At 58.4% G+C, this 15528-nt stretch carries 10 protein-coding genes; 4 read left to right on the forward strand and 6 right to left on the reverse strand.

The features are described 5' to 3' along the window. Nucleotides 1-286 precede the first annotated feature (286 nt). Entirely contained in the window at nt 287-2827 is a 2541-nt protein-coding gene (locus EV688_RS16980) for a beta strand repeat-containing protein (protein WP_131917717.1), read from the forward strand. A gap of 207 nt (nt 2828-3034) precedes the next feature. On the opposite strand, the gene EV688_RS16985 is transcribed toward EV688_RS16980, so the two are convergent. Beyond that, nucleotides 3035-4150 (reverse strand): integrase core domain-containing protein, encoded by a 1116-nt coding sequence (locus tag EV688_RS16985; protein ID WP_117319690.1) that lies wholly within the window; start codon nt 4148-4150, stop codon nt 3035-3037. A gap of 519 nt (nt 4151-4669) precedes the next feature. On the opposite strand from EV688_RS16985, the gene EV688_RS16990 reads away from it, so the two are divergent. After that, entirely contained in the window at nt 4670-7171 is a 2502-nt protein-coding gene (locus tag EV688_RS16990) for a DUF4214 domain-containing protein (RefSeq protein WP_117319689.1), read from the forward strand. Nucleotides 7172-7235: 64 nt separating this feature from the next. On the opposite strand, the gene EV688_RS16995 is transcribed toward EV688_RS16990, so the two are convergent. Genes EV688_RS16995 through EV688_RS17015 form a run of 5 tightly spaced genes read right to left on the reverse strand, consistent with a single transcriptional unit; the run spans nt 7236 to nt 14032 of the window. Further along, a complete protein-coding gene (locus tag EV688_RS16995; protein ID WP_117319688.1) occupies nt 7236-7607 on the reverse strand; it encodes a DUF2304 domain-containing protein in 372 nt (123 codons plus the stop codon). Further along, on the reverse strand, nt 7604-8356 hold the full coding sequence (locus EV688_RS17000; protein WP_117319687.1) for a glycosyltransferase family 2 protein: 753 nt from the start codon (nt 8354-8356) through the stop codon (nt 7604-7606). Before EV688_RS17000 ends, EV688_RS16995 begins: the two co-directional genes overlap by 4 nt. Continuing rightward, nucleotides 8346-9560, reverse strand: a complete 1215-nt coding sequence (locus EV688_RS17005) for a glycosyltransferase (protein WP_117319686.1) — start codon at nt 9558-9560, stop codon at nt 8346-8348. Before EV688_RS17005 ends, EV688_RS17000 begins: the two co-directional genes overlap by 11 nt. After that, nucleotides 9557-12145 carry a hypothetical protein gene (locus EV688_RS17010; RefSeq protein WP_117319685.1) on the reverse strand — a complete coding sequence of 863 codons (2589 nt, stop codon included), beginning with the start codon at nt 12143-12145 and terminating at the stop codon, nt 9557-9559. Before EV688_RS17010 ends, EV688_RS17005 begins: the two co-directional genes overlap by 4 nt. Before the next feature lie 18 nt (nt 12146-12163). Next, nucleotides 12164-14032, reverse strand: coding sequence for a hypothetical protein (locus EV688_RS17015; RefSeq protein ID WP_117319684.1), 1869 nt, complete (start codon nt 14030-14032; stop codon nt 12164-12166). Nucleotides 14033-14600: 568 nt separating this feature from the next. On the opposite strand from EV688_RS17015, the gene EV688_RS17020 reads away from it, so the two are divergent. Together EV688_RS17020 and EV688_RS17505 are read left to right on the forward strand one after the other, a co-directional pair. Beyond that, nucleotides 14601-15035 (forward strand): hypothetical protein, encoded by a 435-nt coding sequence (locus tag EV688_RS17020; RefSeq protein ID WP_131917719.1) that lies wholly within the window; start codon nt 14601-14603, stop codon nt 15033-15035. Nucleotides 15036-15244: 209 nt separating this feature from the next. Further along, nucleotides 15245-15502 carry a CCDC90 family protein gene (locus EV688_RS17505; RefSeq protein ID WP_165876898.1) on the forward strand — a complete coding sequence of 86 codons (258 nt, stop codon included), beginning with the start codon at nt 15245-15247 and terminating at the stop codon, nt 15500-15502. Nucleotides 15503-15528 lie beyond the last annotated feature (26 nt).

Consider the following 15528-nt stretch of genomic DNA (forward strand, 5'->3'; position numbering starts at 1 on the left):
CCGGTCAGTGTAAAACTACGGTCGCCAGCGAGCACTGGTGTGCAAGTCGGTCACGATGCCCGGAACGGGCGGTCACGTTCGCCGGAATACGCAACACCTATTGTTCGGCACATCAGAGCAGCGCAGCACGCGTAACTACGTAGGCTAGGGGCAGTTGCTCGGCAACGCTAATGCCCATTTGTTCGGCGTGAGTTCGGCAAGTCTTAATGATATCTATGATATCATATATAATATCAAGAATATCAATATGATAAGTAAGGCATAGATTTGGTCGCTTACTACGGGTGTGGACACAATTGCTGGCACCTCGAGCAACGATCTCGTCACTGGCGTCATAGATGGCACCACCGGTGCTGTTGCCACAACGCTGACAGCGCTAGACAGCATTGATGGTGGAGCCGGTAACGACACTCTGCAGATCAACGTGTTGAATGGGACTGGTGGAGCAGACACTGCTGTAACTGCACTTCCTGCTGTATCTCTCACGAGCGTTGAAGCTGTGACGCTGCGTTCGGCAGTTGACCTGACAGCTGATCTTTCGGGCTACTCTAGCGTTACGCAAGTTAACGCGATCGAGAGTCTGGGTAATTCCGACCTGAGTCTGACTGCTTCGGGTACGCAAGACGTGTCCGTCGCTGGAGTGACAGGCGCTGCGACGACAAGCGGCGGCAATAGTGTAACGGTTGATCAAGCTAACGTCGCTGTTGGCACGCCGAGTGCCCGCAATGTCACAGTGTCTGGCGCAGCAGGCCCCGTCGATGTCGAAGTTACAGGGGCTGCATATACCGCGGCTACTGCAACTGGCACGCTCGACTCTGTCGTGGCAGTTACGGGTGGCTCTACGATCAATGTAACGCAATCTGCGTCAAGCGACACCTCAGCCGCTGCAGCAGACACCACTGCCGCAACGATTACGCAAGGTGCTGTGAACGTCACCGGTGGTGCTTCAACCACTGAAGTAAACGTCAAGCAAGATAAAGCAGTAACTGCGAATGACGCCGTTCCCGGTGACGCATTAGTGCCTGCTACGCAGGAAGTCACGTTCGGTGCACTCGCTACTGGTGACTCCGTGACGATTGCCTTTGACGGCGATGCTGGCTTAGAGAGGCTAACTTTTACAGCGAAGAAGGCACTGACTGCGGCTGAAGTTGCTGCCGCTTTCGCAAACTTGGCGAAAGACGCGGACCAGGGTACTGCATCAGCTGAACAGGGCATATATACCGATCTTCTTAGCACCAATGATTGGACCTCTGGTGAAGCGGTTGCCGTTAGTGCTACCCAGTCAAAGGTTACCTTCAGTAATGCCGTGAACCTTACGCCAACAGATGGTGGCAATACCTCAATTGTTGCGTCGGGGGATGGTGGCGTAACAGATTCCGCGCCGACTAATGGCACTGCAGCGGTCACTGCTGAATCAGGCGTGATGGGTGTTGCTAACGGTCAAGTCTCTATCGATGACACTGCTGCGAACTCCATTAAGACAATCACTGTCGATGGTTACGCGACGGGGTCTACGATCGGCGACACGAACGCTACCGAGGCACTTGAGACTCTCTCTCTCAAGAACGCTCAGACGACAGCGACAATGACCGTTGCAGACACCGCTGCAACTCTGGCGTTAACGCTAGAAGCGCTTGGCTCTTCAGCTACTGTGGACGCGGTTCTTACTTTCACGAACGCCCCAACGACCCTTAACGTTACGTCCACGGGCAGCAACTACGTGAACCTAACCGCAGCCGCTACCAAGGCGCTGACAGTTGGTGGTACTGGTCTGCTTGATATTGATGCCACGGATCTTGCTGCGCTGGAGACAGCTACCGTCACGGGTTCTGCCGGCTTGAAGCTGAACGGAGCTGAGAACGACACGCTGACCGCAGTAGATACAACAGGCACTACAGGTACGGTCACCGCGACCATCAATGGCGACCTTGCAACTTATACCGGTGGAGCAGGTGTTGACAACGTCAGCGTTGCTAACCCAGGCACGGCTATTTCAAAGGCCATCAGTCTTGGTGCAGGTGACGATACCCTAGACCTTAGCGCTGCTACGCCAGCGATCCCCACGGCTGACTTGGCTGGCGGAGAAGGAACCGACACTTTGGTTCTCGCAGCTGCAGATGCAGTTTCTCTAAGCGGCGCAGCGACGTTCGAAGGGAAAATATCGGGGTTCGAAAGGCTTTCAGTTGAAGCTGTCGCTGCGACAGGCACCATCGACCTAGACAACCTGGACGACATTAACTACGTCGTGACGGCCGGTAATGGGGGTGGTTTTGATTTGACTCTCGATAATATGTTGTCTGGAGCCACCGTGGAGTTGACCGCTGCATCTGCTGTCGGCGACGATACTATCGTATCGCTGAAAGATGATACGGGCACTTCAGATCTCGTCAACATCATCACCAGTGCGGCAAACGGCGTCAACGTTGGCCAAGTGACTGCCGACAAGGTGGAGTCTATTGGTATCTCGACCGTTGATAAGACCAGTGGAGCCGGTGTGTCGACAAACACTCTGACGTTAGATGCTGATGCCGCTACATCAATCGATGTCGATGGTTCGGGCAACCTTGTCTTGACTCTTTCCGCGTCAAGCACAGAGGTAGCTACCGTAGACGCAAGTGCGATGACAGGGGCCCTGACGCTTGTAACACTACAAGGCGATTCGGGTGCAACTACTGTTACCGGCGGGTCTGGTAGCGACACCCTTACTGCTGCTGGCGCTGGAGATGTATTGGTAGGTGGTGCAGGCAGCGATACCCTGAAAGTAACGACGGGCATTGCGACAACGCTTACCGGTGGCGCGGGTACGGACTGTGAGGGTCAAAAATAAGCAAAACACGATGTGAGCATCCATCTGACTCTCTTACATCAGTGAGTGGATGCTCTTTTTCACTCGGGTTTAAGGGTGTAGCCAGGCGGTAAGTGCAGCTTTTGGGTAACGAAGCGCATCAAATAAGTCTGTTGTTAAATTCCGGACACAAGAAATCCCCGGCTGCAGTCGCCGGAATCGAAACAAGATAACGTTGGCTAAAAGGAGCTACGCGACGCGTTGGTAGCTGTGATGTAGCCCATTCATCCAGGGAACGGCTTCTGCCTGTACGTGTTTCTGGTCATAACAAGCGTCATTGCCAGCGGGATGCTGTTCCGGTGCCCAGCCCTTGTTGGCTCGATGAGGCCGAGCAGTATTGTAGAAACGCTGATATTCCCGGAGCAGACGGTTAAGATGCGTGTCGCTAATTGGAATAATATGATTCAGCAGCTCTTCAGTGAGTGTCCGGTTGAATCTTTCCACTACGCCGTTTTGCCACGGACATTTTATGCCTGTGCGGACAACGCCAATGCCCATTGCTGGAAGCGTGTTCTCGATCACCGGCAAAAAAATACTGTCGTTATCCATGAGCAGCTTCGCAGGAGCCTCATCAAACGGAAAGGCCTCCCGGATTTGTTGTGACACCCAGGCCGATGTCGGATTGTACGTCGACCGACACAGAACCAGCCGGCGTCGCGCGTGATCGATCACAGATAAAATAAACAGTGGCCGCGCACGCCAATCGAACACAACCTTGAAGTCCATGCACGAAAGACATTCCCGATGATTGTTCAGAAACGTCAACCATTTCTGGCCGTGCGGACCGGAAGGTGGGAAGAGTTTCCAGTTTCTTCGGAGAACGTTTCTAACCGTACCTGTCGAGATGCGTACATCCAGTTGAACACTGAGAATACTCGTAATTCGTTTCGCGCCGTAACCAGGGTTTGCCTTCTTGATATTGACAATGAGTTTTTCGATGGTGACGTGTATCTTTGGTCTACCGGCGCTCTTCGCGATTTTACTTTTCGCTATTTCCGATATCAGCCACCAGTAACTTTTGACATACCGACGCTGCCAACGGATAAGCGTGCCCGGTGAGATGACGGTATAGCGAGTGAGGGTGGGTGAACACCAATGCAGAAACCCCAGCAACCACTTTTGCCAATGTGTTAAACGTAGCCGTCGGCGCTTGCGACGAAAGCCCTTGATCGTATTGCGTGCCGCAATAAGCTGTAGATTTCGCTCCAGACATGCCAGCCGGTCCCGCCGCCAACGGCTACTGTGGCACCGCCCTAAAATATAGCCTGCCCCGAAAAGGGCCAGACTCAGAATACAAAATACCATGGTTACCCCTCGTAGGAAGCCCTGGATAGCCTAAACGATCATCCCCGTTGTGTCCCGATGCAGTTGATCTACCGTTGCTTCATCCGATGAGTCGCGCGCCCCGGGCTCATATCCCCTGGGCAAAGCCTGACGCTATCGTCACCGATAGGCGACACAACCTTCGACCTGGATGATTTTGACGGTATTGGCCTCTTCATCAGCAAGGGCGCCTTCCCTATCCCCCGAAATGGATTTATCGTTTTTAACTTCGAGGGCACTGTTCTCAATAGCAGCCCTTCAGCCGGCGCCGATACCCTGTCATTGAGTGGCAGTAGCGGTGTCTCTTTTGTCACCGCGATGTTACGCGGGAAAAGCGAAGTCGACACGGTGGTCCACCTGTAAAGTGCTTCATATCACAACCTTCAAGAATCGCTGACGCCAGATTACGGGGTGACGCACACAACGGGCGTTGCGGCATCGCTTTCCGGTCTGATCTCCATTTATACTCAATCCGTTTTTTTCGCGGGACAGTTTCCACCGATGGCCACACCCACGTCCAGCTCAACGCCGGTCACCACCATTCCATTCCTGGGCGACAACGCCGTTGACAGCCTGCTGTTTGGGAATAAATGGGGTGGCGGGCTGGGTTCGGGCGTGGAGCTCACATTCAGTTTTCCCGAGGGCCAGGCGTATTTTTCCAGAGACTACGGCAGCTATGAGGGCGCTGAATGGTACGACGGCTGGTCGCCGCTATCCCCGGGCCAGCGCGACAGTGCGCGCGAGGCCCTGGCCGCTATCGGCGCCGTGGCAGACATCAGGTTCAGCGAGACACTGGATAACGAATTTGAGGTGGGAGAGATACGTCTTGCCATCACTGAAAGTCGTGTCGAAGAAGGTTTCTCAGCCTGGGCCTATCTGCCGTCGACTCGACCTGCCGGCGGGGATATCTGGTTAGGCAACAACGATTTTGCCGGACAGGCAATCGCGCCGCTATCCTCTGAGTTTTTTACGGTGCTGCATGAAATTGGTCACGCACTGGGCTTGAAGCACCCGTTTGACGATGAGAAAGGCAACGGCGCACGTCTGCCTGGCGGCCCGGCCGGCACCGACAACTATTTTTATACCATCATGTCGTATACCAGCGACCCCACTGGTAATGATTATTATCCTGATCGTTATCCCACCACCCCAATGCTGCTGGATATTCAGGCACTGCAGTATCTCTATGGCGAAAACAGGCGGCACGCAGGCGGTGACAACACCTATGTCTTCTCCGACACCGGGAGGTACTGGGAAACGATATGGGACAGCGGCGGCATCGATACCATTGACTATCAGGCAGCGAAAACCGGCGCCACGATTGATCTTCGCCAGGGCAGCTGGTCATCCCTGGGTCAACCGATTGAATTCCGCAGCAATGGGTTTGTTCAGTACACCGATGAGAGAACCGTGTGGATTGCCTTCGGCACAGAAATAGAGGAAGCCCTGGGCGGGGAGGCCGGCGACACGCTTTACGGCAATGACCTGGACAACTACCTCTACGGTCATTGGGGCGAGGACGCGCTTTACGGCTTCGACGGTGATGACATTTTGCGGCTGTCGCTGGATGTGTCGGGCGGACGCCTCCATCATGCCGGCAGTCCCGGGTACGCCGGACTCAACCTGTCCGTCTCGCTGGATGGCAGGTGGTCAACGCTGGATCGTTTCGAGGGTGGCGCCGGCTACGACACGCTGCTGGGTATAAACGGCTACGACACCGTGATACGTCTTGACCGGGGGCAGGAGGCACCGCAGCTGGTTAGCGTGGAGGTTATCGTAGCGGGCGACGGCGACGATGTCATTGATCTCACCTCGCCACGGTTTTCCTATCCTGCTGTCGAAATATACGGTGGTGACGGCAATGATGTGATCTGGTCGAGCGACGGCAACGATGACATTGCGGCGGGAGAGGGTGACGACTGGGTGCATGCTGGCCCCGGGAGCGATAGGGTTTATGGCGGGCCGGGTGATGACAGCCTTTACAGCGGCCCGGGCTCGGATTTCATGGATGGGGGCGAGGGCTACGATACAGCACTGTATGTGGGCGTCTCGTCTGCCTATCGTATTGAGCCGATCGACGGCGGCCTGCGGGTTGAACACCTTCTCTCTGGCGATGTCGATACGCTCTACAACATCCAGGCGTTGACCTTTGATGATGCGACCTTGCCTGTGACCACGTTCGCCGCCAGTAATGCCGCGCCCGTTCTGGAGCCGCCGGCTCCGCTGGTTCTGGTGGCCAACGCCGCTGGCGATTACGCGGCAATAACAGGCACGCTCGGCGCGACAGACGCTGACGGCGACAATCTGACCTACAGCCTGCTGGGGCAGGTATCCGCCAGCGGCGATTCAGAGCAGCGCTCCGCCGCCAGCCTGGGCGAATTGACGCTGTTCACCGACACGGGGGAGTTCGAGTTCTCGCCGTTTGCGGGCGCCTCAGCCCTGATAGCGGCTGGCGCCGTCGCCAGCTTTACCGTGCAGGTCAGCGATGGTGACACAGCGGCCAGTGCTGTTCTTACACTGGGTGATTTCTCGGGCGATGCCTTTACCCTCGACGACCCCACCGATGATGGCATTTATTGGGATGCCGGTATCGTTGCGGTTTCGGGAGGGGCGGTCTCCGCGCAGGACGCCCAGCTGTATCGGGCCTACAGCGGCGTTCTCGGGCGCATGCCGGACAATGAGGGGTTCGACTGGTGGTCCGGACAAATTGCCGCCAGTGAACACACGCTGGAGTCGATGGTGGAGGGGTTTCTCTGGTCTCAGGAGTTCCTGGGGTTTTTCCCCGGCTCGTCGCAGCCGGGCGATATCGGCGCCGAGGCGTTCGTCCTGCATATGTATCAGAACGTGTTTGATCGCGAACCCGATCCCGATGGCTTTGCCTGGTGGACCGGTGAGCTGGTCTCCGGCAGCCGTGACCAGGCGCAGGTGGTTGTCGACATGACGCAGTCCAATGAGTTCGTCGGTTTAACGGCTGGAGGAGCGGTTGACTATCTGATTGGCTGACGCCGGGCCAGCGTGAGCCCTGTTGGCAAACCCTGAAGTCATCCTACCTGGGGCCGCTATTCTGTCAGGGGTCATTCTCTGGCACGCTCTTTTCGACCCCAGTCCTCTCGTGCCGGAGCGTGGCCTCAAGCATGGCAATACGCTGGGTCAGGCGTTGGTGGCGCATCTCTATCCGTGAGCGCTCGATATCCATCAGCAAGAGCTTGAGCACGAGCACCGCCATGCCGACAGTCAGAGCGAGTGCCGGCGGATACTCAATGCCCAGCCAGCGCGCGATGGTGTCGACAATGCCCGGTGCAAATCCCAGGCACGCAAATGCAACGGCCACCAGAAACCAGCCGAGGCCATGCCCCGCATGCAGCTTGTCTCTGCGCATGAGAACCAGAATGGCGATCGCGACAAAAAGGCCGATGCTTCCACTGACTAGAGCAATCACGTTAACTCCTTTACCCCTGTCGGGTGCCGGCGCTTTGTAAAGCGGCGCTTTGACATGCCGAGTACCAGTGTCTGGCTCATGTAATAGCCTACAATCAGCCAGGAATGAAAAATCCGCGATTTACCGTCAAGCCTCGGCTGCATGGATACGCTCTTGTCGATAATGCGCAGGCCCTTTGCCTGCAGAAGCATCAGCACGCCGACGTCCTGGTAGTCCAGAAGCGTGGCACGCCAGCTGGCGAGTTCTTTGAGAGCACGGTAATTGTACACGCGGTATCCGGACGTAATATCTTCGAGTGCGAGGCCAGAGACCCGCTTCATCAATTGCCAGGCGAGTTTTCTCAGCGGTGAACCGCGCTCGGGACAGGCCCCGACGACAACGTCTGCCTGGCCGCTCAGCACAGGTTGCAGCAGTGCGGAGAGAGAAGCCGCTTCATGCTGGCCGTCTGCGTCCATACTCACCACTGTATTGAAGCCCTTGCGCAGCGCATAGCGCAGACCCGTTTGTGTCGCGCCCCAGGCCCCGAGTTGGGCGGCGAGTGGCACCACAATGGCCCCGGCACGCTCGGCCTCCATTACCGTCTCGTCGGTGCTGGCGTCGTCGACAACAACAATGTCATACGGACAGTGTGATCGTATATCCCGCAGCACGGTGCCGATGAGCGCCGCCTCATTGAAGGCGGGAATCACGATGGCAATTTTTGCCGGTATCGCTTCCGCGGTAGCCTGGCTCAGGCTGTCATCCGGCATGGGCAGTCACATCCTGGTATAGGGTTTTCACCTGACGGGCGGAGCGGGCAATATCCAGTTGATCCTGAAATTTTCTCTGCCCGGCACGGCCCATCCGGTCAAGTGCGGCACGATCGCTGTTCAGGGCCTGCAGACCCTCGCTCAGTGCCTGCGCGTTGCGTGATTCCACCACCAGCCCCGTGACACCCTCTTCCACAACCCAGCCCATGCCTGAGCCATGAATATCAGACACGATACAGGCTTTTCCCCGGGACATCGCCTCCAGCAGGACGATACCGAAGGCCTCTGACCGCTCAATGGATGGCAGGCACAGGCAGTCGCACCATGCCCAGGCCGCTTCCAGTTCCTCATCAGAAATCGAGCCCCTGAAGCGCACCCGGGAATCGATGGACAATTCGCTCGCCAGCGCTTGAAGCTCGTCTCGACGTTCGCCATCGCCGACCAGCTGTAACTCTACGTCCGGCGCCTGGCTCAGCGCTTCCAGAAGAACGCTGAACCCTTTGTAATAACTCAAACGGCCCACCGCCAGCAGCCTCAGTGGCTCATCGGGACCTCGGCTGGCAGTCTTATTCCCGGCGCATGTGTGTGTTGGCGCCGGCGAGGGAAGGCCCAGCGGTATCACCCTACATTTCCCACGAAATGCGGCGAGGAACGGGCTGCTCCGCAGGTAGGGTGGCGAGGTGGCAATTATTCGGGCAGCGCGCCGCAGCAGCGCTCGCTCAAGTGCCCGATAGGGCAGTGCAAGGGGCCTAAGCCACCAGTGCGATGCGAATACCGTCTCCGGCACATCGGAATGCCAGTGTACCACCCAGGGCAGCCGCCGGGCCTTGGGAATGATCAGTGCCCAGAACGTGGAGGCGTTCGGCAGGTGAAAATGCAGGATATCCGGCTTCTCCTGTCTGAGCATTCGCAGAAACAGAAGTGGGAAGCCGGGACTGATTGGCGCGAAACTCAGGTTGATCCAGCGAGCCGCCCTGAGGATTGTCAGTTCGCTCCTTGCGGTGGTTAACGTGGAGGCGCGCGAACGAAAGCTCCTCCGGTGGTCGTGCACGAGGGCAGAGCTGATTACCTGAACGTCGGTCATGGCACGCATGAGGTCGCGAAGATAGGTCTCCATGCCGCCACGAAACGGCGGGAAGTATTTGCCAATATGCAGTACACGCAGGGAGGGGCTGCTCTCGTCAGACGGTGGGCTTGCGCTCACTTCTCAACCTGTTCGTCAGCGTTGCGTCGATCACCGGATGTCCGGCTTAGAAGGAAAGCGTCGGCGGTTTCCCGGACCACCGTGTATTGATTATCCTCCTCGGAAAAGAATGCCTGCCATTCCATCGCCGTGGTTGGCCGTGCAGCGGGATCGCGGTAGGGCTGCTTTAGCACCAGTAAATGATGCGCCCTGTGCTGCCATTGAGTGCGAATTTCCTCGCGTGTCCGTTCCTCGACAAACGCGGCGCGCGGCAACGCATGGTACTTTGCCCGCAGCATCTGATAGCGCATTCGTAGATCATCTGACGTTATCAGTAGGGGACGCTGATCGTCTGCGAGGGTTCCGTTTACGTCTTCAAGCACCGACGTTAATGTTCTGTCGCCACCGAAGCGGAGAGGCTGATTGCTGGCCAGCGGATAGTCTGAAACGGTGTCTGCGGTGTTGATCGTGTGATTCATCAGCCAGCGGGCATCAAGCAGGAGCCAGGCTGCCACGCTGAGCGTGGCGGCACTGGCGAATCGGCTGCCCGGGTGTCTGGCCCGGCGTATGCGTAAAATGACGATGGCGAGTAGCAGCCAGCCGGCAATGAAAGCGGGCAGGGGTAACAGACTTTCTGGCGCGCCCGCCGGCAGCCAGTGCACGGATTTTTGCGACCATGGCATCATTTGCGTCCACTCTGTGAGAACGCGCTGGAGTCGCGTGCCGAAGGAATCCGCCTGCACGCGGATATCGCCAACGGTCAGCGTACCGCCATCGTCGTAGAACACCAGACCAATCTCCGTGACGGTGCCCGACCAGTCATCATTTTCCGCAAGCTGCAGGTAGTGAGTGCCACGGCCTTCATATTGCAACATTTTCAGGTTTTCTGGATCTTCACGGGTTCGCCAGAAGACGTTCTGACCGTTTTTGTTCTCACCGCCGGTCACGACAGAGATCAATGAAAGCCCGGCCGTATTGATCCGCACCGGGCCGCTACTGACGAGGGCGACATTGTTGTCAAACCGGGTGATAGCACGCGTGTTATCGTTCAGTGTGCCCTGGCCCATCACAAGCTTATGGTCGGCCGGCGCTATTTCGATCGCCTTTGCAGAATCGCCCATCGCACCTGCACCGAGGAATACCAGGGTGGCGATGGAAAGCGCGATTGTGGCAAGGGAGCCCGTTATCAGTAGCTGTGCGCCAGACACGGATTGCGAAGGGTTTCGTCGCGTGACCATCAATACAAGGCAGAAGACCAGTGCCGGTGCCATGTGGAGTGGAATTCTGTTGATGGCGGTCCAGTCTTCAGCCCAGCGGCCCTGGCTGGTGGCGCCGAAAATGAATGCCTGTGACGCGATCAACACAATGACGAATGCCGGAATGACACGACGCAAGTCCGTGTTAGCTTGGCCCAGCGAAGCGAGAGCTGCGAGGAAAACCAGCGGCCAAAGAAGATGCCAGCTGCCCCCTGCCATAAAGTTCTGCCAGTAGTCGTCGAGAATGGAATGCGATTCCAGTGGATGGGCGCCGAGAAAGGACGCGTGCAATACACCATCACGCACACCGACTCCGCCAAACAGCGGCAGATCGACGTACCGAATGCCAGCTACCCAGAGTGCCAGCAGCATGCCGGGTAGAATGAGCGCCGTCGCCAACTTTCTGCGACTGTCCAGCCAGACAACCAGGCCGACACACCCCACCACGGCCAGCCAGATACCCCCCTCCGCTTTAACCCCTGTTGATAGCGCGACAAGAAGCAGGCCGAGCCAGAAAAAGTGCCGGTCTCTCCTGGCCAGGCCCAGCAAACAGGCGCTTGTGCCCAGTCCCGCATAACCGGCCATCCAGATATCTGCCTGACCAGCCAGCGACAGGTGCGCCCCGACAAGGGGAATGGATAAGAGGAAATAGGCGCCAATGGCGCTTTTTGCGCGTGTTGCACCGGCTTCCCGGCTTAATCCGTAAAGCCCCGCACCAAGAGCAAGTCCGCAGCCCAGCACCGGAAGGTTTACCAGTGTCTCGCTCCATTCACCGAGATGCAGCGCAGTCCAGAACGCCGTGATCGGCACCAGCGTCGGATAGTGTGCGCCAGCGACGTTGTACAGAGCATCGCCTGCCCCACTCAGCCAGTCTGCTGGTGAATCCATCGGCAGAATACTGCCGGCGTAAAACCAGGCTTTGGCGCGGTACATCCAGCTCAACCAGGCGTCCCAGGGGAAAACGGGTCGATGCAGTGTTTCCAGAGTGGAAAGCAGCAGATGTACCAGCGCGAGAATCAGAAAAAACCAGAACACCCAGTCGGTTTGCAGGGGGACGGGGGAGATCCACTGGGGAGGGCCAGGGTGATGTTTAAAGCGCCGGTATATGAGGTGACTCAAGAGCGCAATGAGCATCAGGGCAAGGTTCAGGCCAGTAATAGACACGTGGCCAAAAATGCCGCTGACGGTCAGTACCAGCCATTGAAGCAATGAGTAGCCCAGGAAAAACCCGAAGGCCGCCTGGCGAAGGGGGTGTGGAGGATACGCTGCTCGAGATTCCAGTGCCCGCTGCACTGACAGGCCCGCCAGCCAGGGTGTCACCATGGACACCAGCAAATATGTCAGTGACATCACGTTTATCGGCAACCTCTACGCCGCCATTACCCCATCATCCACTAACTCACGCACGACGGTGACACTCGCCTCCCTGACCGCCACCCAGCCATCCAGCGCATCCGCCCACCCTCGAGCCAGTTCCCGGAACCGCGCCAGCACCTCGGCCTCTGACGTCCCTTCGGCAATACCCTTCAGCTGCGTCGGGCTGCGCGGATTCACCAGCACCTGCTGCATCTCTTCCATGCCACGCTGCAGGTAGCCCTGCCAGTTATTGGAGGGCAGGTCGCGGGAGCGCTGGAACTGCTGGTTAAGTGCCCGCAGCTGATCGGCGTGGCCGCGGGCGAGCTCGGTGCGGTAGTCGAGCAGCAGATCGTCATTGGAGCGGTTGGCCACGCGGCGTGCGTCGGCAGCGAGGTGGCGCAGGCGTTGTGCGGGGTTGGTGGCGTCCTTGTAGTCGATGCGCTCGGTGAGATAGCGGGCAAACAGCGATACGCCGCCGGCCCCCGCAATGGGCTCGCGCAGGCCGCGGTCGCGGCGGGATTCCAGCGGCAGGTGGGGAACCGCCCAGCCGTATTCAATGATGGCCGCGCGGTGGTGCATGGCTTCCACCATGGCGCCGAACAGCAGGTCTTCGCCGCGAAACACGGGAAAGTAGGGCGGCAGCAGGGCGCTGTTGTCGAGCCCGGTCATCTGCGACATGAAGGCCATCTTCATGATGTTGTGCCGCGAACTGCCCAGCCAGGCCAGCCGGTTCTCCAGCGCCTCGGCCATGCCGTGGGGCGCGGTGACCAGTCGGTCGACGGAATCCTCATCCAGCGACAGCGCCCAGTGTGCGCTGCCCGTGCCCGGATCGCCCCAGGAGCCACACTGGGTGACCAGAATGGGCGAGTCGGCGCTCAGCACGTTGGTCATGGCGGCGTTGCAGCGCTGCAGCTGCGATGTGTCGAGCGGCCCGCCGTTGAGTGCCTGAATCGCTTCTGACAGTGAGCGGCCGAGTGCCACCGCGTGACCGGTGAGTGGGTCGAAGTCCGCCGGCTGGCCGCTGTGCATCAGCGTGTCTTTGTCGGGGAAGAACGCGGCCTTGCGCCCGCCGCCGCTGATGCCGATGCCCTCTTCGCGCACCGGCGGCAGAATGGCCTGGCACAGAATATCGTCGTCCATCACGATGGCGCGGTAGCCCACGGACAGCAGCAGAGCCAGGGTGCGGGCGCGGCCGTAGGTCTTGCGCCCGGTCCATTGTGCGGGGTCAATAAGGAAGCGGATGCCGGCCTCGTGCTCGGGGTTGGCGGCGATCAGCCCCTGCATTAACGCGGCCTGCGCGTCAGCGCCCACATAGTACATATCCCGGGCGCTGGTGAGGTTGAACGTCGCTACCGCCTCGCGGTTGGCTTCGCGGTTGGCCGGATCGCGGGAGTCATCCACCAGAAACAGCGCGTCCTGCCGGGTGAGGTTGCCCGCGCGCAGCAGGGAGCTGAGCAGCCGCTGCACCGCCTCGGGACGGTCGCAGGTAATGATGAAGGCGCGGGTCGGCGCTGCCGGCGTTTTCTCCACCGGCTGATTGAGCCGCTCGCTGATGGTGCTGGCGCGCAGCAGCATGCCGGCGTCGCTCAGCTGTTCGAGCACCTGCCTGGCCATGGCTTCCTGGCCCTTCAGCTCAGGCCGCGTTTCCGCCAGGTGCTTCGCGTGCTCGGCGATACTGCGGAAGGTGGTGCAGGTGGTAAGCCCCTCCACCACCTGTGGCGCCAGCACCTGCTGCTTGCCGTTCTGGCGGTTGATCACCAGCATCATCTGCGGATTCAGGCCGATCAGTTCGCAGTCGGCGAAGGCGACGAGCTCCTCTGCGGCGTGCTCCGGGGGCGTCTCGCTACCCAGTGAATAGGAAATGGAAAGGTCGTCCGCCATGGGGCCCGTGCAGTGTCGCGAATGAGCCGCAAGTGTAGGGGGCGGGGGTGGGGGTGTAAACCAGCGGGATGGGTCGATTGCGGTGGTTCTGGTCGTGCTGCAGGTGCAGGCGTGGTTGGCGTGAGAGTGGCTTGGGGCTCTTGCCAGCGGGTTTGGAGAAAATATGAGTAAAAGGTTTGGAGGCCGTGTCTTTTATAACTAAAAAGCGTTTCCGCGGAGTTTTATTGCAGGGAGCTAGGCTGACACAGATTGACCGTAAATGATGTTCCCGCCTGCGTGTGTTTTTGGCATTCTTATCCAGGTGGCGCCGCCACGCCGCGAGAACGCGACTAAAACACAGGAGGGTAAAAACAAGCAGGTAGGTGAAGAACTGGTGAGCTGGGAAGAGGCGGGTATAGAGCGGGTATAGAGCAGGCGAGCAGAGAGCAGGGCAGTTACAGGCAAAGCATTTGCCAGATACCGCAGGAAAGCTATCATGACGTTACTCACGTTTGATTCGCTCAGGTATGCCCGTCGGCTACGGGAGTCCGGAATGCCTGAGCCCCAGGCCGATGTGCAGGCGGAGCTCATGGCAGAGTCGTTTGACGCTATTGCGGAAAAAGTTCTGACCAAAGCGCATTTTGAGGCGGTTCTGGATGCGCGATTTGCCGAGCAGGATGCGAAGCTGGAAGCCAAACTCGACCAGCGCTTTGCTGAGCAGGATGCGAAGTTAGAGAAACGGTTTGCGAGTATCGGTGAACGCTTTGCGAACATCGACGAACGCTTCGTTAGCATTGATCAACGCTTTATGAGCATCGATCAGCGCTTTACCGAGCAGGACGCGAAATCCGAAAAGCGTTTTGCTGAGCAGGATGCGAAATCCGAAAAGCGCTTTGCTGAGCAGGATGCGCGGTTCGAAGCTCGCTTTGTCAAGCTCGAGAAAACCCTGTTTCTGCATACCTGGATGCTGGGTTTGATTGTGCTGGTTCTGGTGGTGCCGCAGCTGCAGGCGTGGCTGGCATGAGAGAACGCGATGGCGTTGATGGGCGACACAGTGGCTCTTATGCCTGATGGGCGCGTTCTTTGGGGGTCTCATAACCGAAAAGCGTCTCCGCGGAGATTTTTCTGGAGGCGGATGGGCCGGTCCGAGGCGGCCAGGCCAGTCTGGGCTCGCCGGTAACGGCGCCACCAGCCTATGCGCAGACTCTTGCCAGTGCTCAAAGGAGAGCTATCATGTCAGCAATGGCGTTTGATTCGCTCAGGTTCGCTCGCCGCTTGAAAGACGCGGGAGTGCCCGAGCCACAGGCCGATGCGCACGCGGAGCTTATGGCGGAAACCCTGCCACATTTTGCCGAAAACTTGCTGACCAAGGACCACTTCGAGGCGGTTCTTGAAGCGCGCTTTGCCGCGCAGGACGCCAGACTAGCAGTCTGTCGGACTCACGTCCGACAGACACGGTTTAAAGTCGTGGTAACGGTTCAAAGCTGTTAGTTTTGCTTCTGGTGGTTCTGAGTGCG

This window comes from Chromatocurvus halotolerans (assembly GCF_004340525.1).
GTDB classification, from domain to species: domain Bacteria; phylum Pseudomonadota; class Gammaproteobacteria; order Pseudomonadales; family Halieaceae; genus Chromatocurvus; species Chromatocurvus halotolerans.

What these genes read in the sequence shown, in the direction of transcription:
- EV688_RS16985 (WP_117319690.1), bottom strand. Translation starts at nt 4,150, where the DNA reads ATGGTATTTTGTATTCTGAGTCTGGCCCTTTTCGGGGCAGGCTATATT.
- EV688_RS17505 (WP_165876898.1), top strand. Translation starts at nt 15,245, where the DNA reads ATGTCAGCAATGGCGTTTGATTCGCTCAGGTTCGCTCGCCGCTTGAAA.
- EV688_RS17010 (WP_117319685.1), bottom strand. Translation starts at nt 12,145, where the DNA reads ATGTCACTGACATATTTGCTGGTGTCCATGGTGACACCCTGGCTGGCG.
- EV688_RS17000 (WP_117319687.1), bottom strand. Translation starts at nt 8,356, where the DNA reads ATGCCGGATGACAGCCTGAGCCAGGCTACCGCGGAAGCGATACCGGCA.
- EV688_RS17015 (WP_117319684.1), bottom strand. Translation starts at nt 14,032, where the DNA reads ATGGCGGACGACCTTTCCATTTCCTATTCACTGGGTAGCGAGACGCCC.
- EV688_RS17020 (WP_131917719.1), top strand. Translation starts at nt 14,601, where the DNA reads ATGGCAGAGTCGTTTGACGCTATTGCGGAAAAAGTTCTGACCAAAGCG.
- EV688_RS16990 (WP_117319689.1), top strand. Translation starts at nt 4,670, where the DNA reads ATGGCCACACCCACGTCCAGCTCAACGCCGGTCACCACCATTCCATTC.